Below are 646 nucleotides of genomic sequence, written 5' to 3'. Positions count from 1 at the left end.
CAGAATTAGTATCAATAAATAAGACTACAGCCAGCTACTATTTTCATAGATTAAGATTACTTATTTATCAAAACAGTGAGCATTTAGAAATGTTTACAGGAGAGGTAGAAGTAGATGAAAGCTATTTTGGAGGAACTCGTAAAGGAAAACGAGGTAGAGGAGCTAGTGGCAAAGTTCCTGTATTTGGTTTACTTAAACGTAATGGGAAGGTTTACACAGTAATTATTCCAGATGCTAAGAGCAATACTTTACTACCAATAATTAGAGAAAAAGTTAAGCCTGATAGTATCGTTTACACAGATACTTTTAGGAGCTATAATGCCTTAGATGTTTCAGAGTTTAAACATTATAGAATTAACCATAGCAAGCTGTTTGCAAAGAAGCATAATCACATAAATGGTATAGAGAATTTTTGGAATCAAGCAAAGAGACATTTAAGAAAATTTAATGGTATTCCTAGAGAACATTTTTATTTATTTTTGAAGGAGTGTGAATGGAGATTTAATCACAGTAATTCTAAAGAGCAGCTAAAGCTAATTAGACACTGGGTTAGAGAGAGTTTAAAGTAAACTTATCTAGGACAGCCCCTTAATTATTATTTTATTAAGAAAAAAAGCTAAAACCTTCATTTGGTGATAATTTTAAT

Annotated in this window: 1 protein-coding gene; it reads left to right on the top strand. The window is 31.0% G+C overall.

Going from position 1 to position 646, the window contains the following annotated elements:
* Positions 1-569, top strand: a 569-nt coding sequence (locus tag F3D62_RS12550; RefSeq protein WP_150468582.1) for an IS1595 family transposase, incomplete at its 5' end; no start/stop codon positions are given.
* Between the last annotated feature and the right edge of the window lie 77 nt (positions 570-646).

The organism is Francisella sp. SYW-9, assembly GCF_008711465.1.
Taxonomy (GTDB): Bacteria; Pseudomonadota; Gammaproteobacteria; order Francisellales; family Francisellaceae; genus Francisella.
Note: the sequence above shows the minus strand (reverse complement) of the source record. Positions and strands in the feature narration are given on the sequence as shown.